This is a genomic window from Mesorhizobium sp. M2C.T.Ca.TU.002.02.1.1 (assembly GCF_003997225.1).
In genome coordinates this window covers 1-3,954 of sequence record NZ_RZTO01000591.1, presented here as the reverse complement: position 1 = coordinate 3,954, position 3,954 = coordinate 1, and the positions used below count along the sequence as shown (strand labels likewise).

Annotated in this window: 4 protein-coding genes and 1 pseudogene; 2 read left to right on the top strand and 3 right to left on the bottom strand. The window is 62.7% G+C overall.

The window, feature by feature from the left end:
• Window positions 1-67: 67 nt before the first annotated feature.
• Window positions 68-1,054, bottom strand: coding sequence for an ATP-grasp fold amidoligase family protein (locus EOD07_RS25610; protein WP_127237404.1), 987 nt, complete (start codon window positions 1,052-1,054; stop codon window positions 68-70).
• Complete coding sequence (locus tag EOD07_RS25605; RefSeq protein WP_127237403.1) at window positions 1,054-1,866, bottom strand: class I SAM-dependent methyltransferase; 813 nt, start codon at window positions 1,864-1,866, stop codon at window positions 1,054-1,056. The genes EOD07_RS25610 and EOD07_RS25605 overlap by 1 nt, the downstream gene beginning before the upstream one ends.
• A gap of 88 nt (window positions 1,867-1,954) precedes the next feature.
• Here EOD07_RS25605 and EOD07_RS25600 point away from each other — a divergent pair, with 88 nt between their 5' ends.
• Together EOD07_RS25600 and EOD07_RS25595 are read left to right on the top strand one after the other, a co-directional pair.
• Window positions 1,955-2,662 (top strand): HAD family hydrolase, encoded by a 708-nt coding sequence (locus EOD07_RS25600; RefSeq protein WP_127237402.1) that lies wholly within the window; start codon window positions 1,955-1,957, stop codon window positions 2,660-2,662.
• A gap of 186 nt (window positions 2,663-2,848) precedes the next feature.
• Window positions 2,849-3,652, top strand: coding sequence for a MerR family transcriptional regulator (locus tag EOD07_RS25595; RefSeq protein ID WP_127237401.1), 804 nt, complete (start codon window positions 2,849-2,851; stop codon window positions 3,650-3,652).
• Between the two features lie 66 nt (window positions 3,653-3,718).
• On the opposite strand, the pseudogene EOD07_RS25590 reads toward EOD07_RS25595, so the two are convergent.
• A pseudogene (locus tag EOD07_RS25590) lies at window positions 3,719-3,954 on the bottom strand (response regulator transcription factor); the annotation flags it as partial.

Here is a 3,954-nt window from a genome sequence, read left to right as displayed (position 1 = left end):
GTGTTGCGGATTTCGGACTATAGCCGGGCGCCATGGGGGAAGGGAAGGGGAGGCGCAAGGCACGTGCTCAGGGGGCCGCTCCTTGCGAACCGGCTTGCAGCTTTTGCCGGTCGCTCGCGTCAAGCCATCGCAGCAGCGCCGCCGCATAGAATTTGCGCCAACCCCGTTGCGGCGTCGAGAGGAACCAGGACTGGCGTATGTCCCAGCTGTCGCCGGCCAGATCGCGCAGCCTGGTGTTTATGATGCCTTTTCCGGAGAGCGGGTAGACAGAGAACTCGGAGAAATAGATTTCGCCGTCGATCTCGTAGAAGTCGCAGCGCATGTGGTCGAACGGAGCCGCCAGCCGTTCCGCGATCTCGCGCATCCGCAGAAACGACGATGGCAGGTCGATCTTCACCCATTGGCTGCCGCTGCCAGGCGGCACCGGTGCATAATTGCCGTCGCGGTCGAAATGACTTTTCAGCTCGTTGCCTTGTCCGTCGCGCCTTGCGGCGTAGACATAAGCTGTCTTCCCGTTCGAGATATGGAACTTGTACTCCAGCGGGACCGGCACACCGTCCTGGATAAGCATCTCCTCGACGAAGATGAGCCGTCTTGCGCCCCTATAGGCCCATTCGCCGAATTTCCTGCCGTAGCGATTGCGCATCCAACGCGCCGTTCGCCGCCGCAGCTTCGCGCTGTCCACCTCGCCGTTGCGGATCATCATGTTCCAGCGGCAGCCATGGTTGGCTTTCACCACGGCGTCCCTCGCCAGCACCGCCGGCGGTATTCGTGCCGCGTCGCGGCCGCTCCACAACACTTTGGCGGTCTTGAGTTCGGGGCATATCGACAGGGCGTGTTCCTTGGACGCCAGCTTGTCGCATGCCGTGACATAAAGGGGGTTGTGGTCGAAGATCTTCCGCCACAAGAACTTGTCGACGTAGGACGCCGGCCTGGCCGGATCGGGAAAGACGCCGCTGTGATCATAGGTTCTTTTCCAGGTCAGCGGATGGCGAAGCAAGCACCAGGCCAAGGTCGCCGCCAGGACCGCGCGATCGGCCACGCCCGTCGCCATCAGCCTTCACTCGGGCGGCCGGCGGCGCCAGATCGGAAGCGGACAAACACATCGCGGGTCATGTTGCGCGACACGCGCGTGCGGCCGACCACTTCCAGCCGCGGGTCAAGCGTCTCTTCCGCCCGTTCCGACCACAAGCGGGCCAGCGAGTAGGGTTCCCATAAAACGAGCTGGAGATCGGGCGGAGCCGTGTCCGCGATGCGGGACACCACCTCCGACTTGGGCGAAACCATGCTGGCGACGTAGATCACCTGGGCGTCGCGATAGTCGTAGTCGCGTCCGTTGCAACATTCCGCATGGCAGCGTGCGTAGCCGAGTTTGGCAGCCAGAATATTCGCTGTCTCGACCGCGTCCGCCACGACATCCAACCCGATGATCTCGAAAACCGGCGTCTGATCGTGGATGCGGAACATGGTGAAGGGGCGACCGCCACAGCCGACCATCACGGCATTCGTGCACCTGCTGAAATCGACATGCTCGAAGACTTCATCGAGGCGCTTGTAGGCGTCTTTGGAAGACATGACGCCGATGGTCGTTTCTTTAGCCGCTATCTGTCCGAACGAGGCGGGCTGCCTCACCTCAAGCATCTGCCTGATTTCGGCGACGTCTTGCGCATGAACCATTTCAATGAAGGTCCGGGTGAGCATGGGCCGGTAGGCAAATAGCTCCGGGTGGCTGTTGAGCAGCGCTTCGCCCGCGTCATGCCCCATGGCGACGCCGATATCGCGGATCCCGTTGATCAGCTCCGTCGGCGTGCGCTCACCGGCACTCGCGACAAAGCCTTCCAGCTGGTCTTTCCACGAATTCAGCATGCACCCCCGCGCTTTGCCGATCTCCAGCTAGAGCTAGCAGTACCCGGCGAACGCGTCTACACCACCATTTCGCGAAGACGAGGTGGTCATGTCCGCTCTTACCACGATCGGTTTCGATGCCGACGACACGCTGTGGCAGAACGAGCAGTTCTTCCGCATGACCGAGGAGCGCTTCATCGCCATGCTTGCCGAGCACGGCGAGGCGAGCGTGGTTTCGGCAAACCTGCTCAAAGCCGCAAGGCGCAACCTCGGCCTCTACGGCTTCGGCATCAAGAGCTTCACGCTGTCGATGATCGAGACGGCGATCGAGGTTACCGAAGGCCGCGTTTCGGCCTCGACCATTGCGGAAATCCTGGCTGCCGGCCGCGACATGCTCAGCCATCCGATCGAACCGCTGCCGTACGCGCGTGAGACGATCGAGAAGCTTGCCGGCAGCTATCGCCTGGTGCTGATCACCAAGGGTGACCTCATGGATCAGGAGCGCAAGCTGGCGCAGTCGGGGCTGGGTGAGCTTTTCGATGCCGTCGAGATCGTCAGCGACAAGAGCGCCGCCACCTATGCCCGCATCTTCAGCCGTCATGGCGACGGACCGCAAAAAAGCATGATGGTCGGCAATTCGCTGAAGTCGGATGTCGTGCCTGCCATCGATGCCGGCGGCTGGGGCATCTATGTCCCGCATGAATTGACCTGGGCGGCCGAGCACGCCGAGGCGCCCGTCGCGGCGCCACGTTTCCGCGAGATCGCCGATCTGAGCGAACTGCCCGCGTTGATCGAACGCATCGCCGCGGCGGATTGATACGTCCGAGCTCCCGGGTTGTGCCCGGCGGGTGAGCGGCATGCCTCCGCGGCGTCGGGTGAGCGGACGCCCTGAACATCGGTCCGGGTGGTGAGCGGTCGGCGCGAGCGAACCGGCCGACAAGCCCTTGCATCGGACCCTGGGGCCGCCCTTACAGAGGCGAGGGTCCGGAACGGAAGGTCGGCTATGGGCGGCGAAAAGGAGCAATGGTTCGGCCCAGGCGAGACAGCCCGGCGGGTCGGAGTCACCACCAAGGCGCTCAGGGTCTATGAGCGGGAGGGGCTCGTTGTCCCTCACCGCGCCGAATCGAGATGGCGACTATACGGTCCAGCTCAAATCGCCCGCTTGCACCAGATCATCGTGCTTCGCGATCTCGGCCTCTCGCTCAAATCGATCAAGAAGCTTGTCGGGGATCATTCCCGGCTTCGGGAGATTCTGCGGCTGCAACGCGAAACGCTGGAATCCCAGGAACACAAGATCAGGCGCGCGATCACTCTCATAGAGAGGGCGCAACGCCAACTTGATGAGGGTCGAGACCTTTCTCTGGGTGACTTAGAAAACCTCACCAAGGAGACTGTCATGCAGCAATCCACCGACAATAGGAAATTCGCCGCGAGGTTCGAAGCTTTGATCGCGGAACAGGACCTGACTGGTCAAGCAAGCCGCACCTTCGACGGGATAAAGAAAGAGTACAGCGCAGACGCCCATAAGGCTGCGCTAACGGCCATGATGGCGGAAGCAAGCCAGCTGAAAGAGGCAGGGGACGTTAGTTCCGAAGCCGCCAAAGAGTTCGTTCGGCGTATGCGATCCCGTACCGCCGACATCAGGCGTTCGACCCCCCAGGCCGAGCAAGAGATTATACGCAATGCGTATACCAAAGCGGTCGCCGAGGCGCAGGCCAGGTCTGAGCCCCTCTCGTTCGACCCGGCGGTCCTCGAATTCTTCCGACAAGTCGCCCAGGGAATGAAGGAACGCGGCGAGCTGGACTGACCCAGCCTCCCGAGAGCAAACGCCGGAGTGTCGCCTCGGCGCTCCGGGAGGCCTGTCCCGAATTCCCTAGCTGCGCCCGACCAGGCGATCGACCACTGGTTGCAGCCTCTCGGGCGTGATCGGCTTGGCGACCACGGCATCGACCACGCTCGACAGGCCAAGGCTCTCCGGCGTGCCATTCCTGGTTGAAAGCAGGATCACGGCGGGCAGCGGCTTGCCGGAGGCGCGCCGCAGCGCGTCGATGGCCGACATCAGCGGGTCGCAATCCTTGTTGTCCGGGCCGCCATCCAGGATGACGGCGC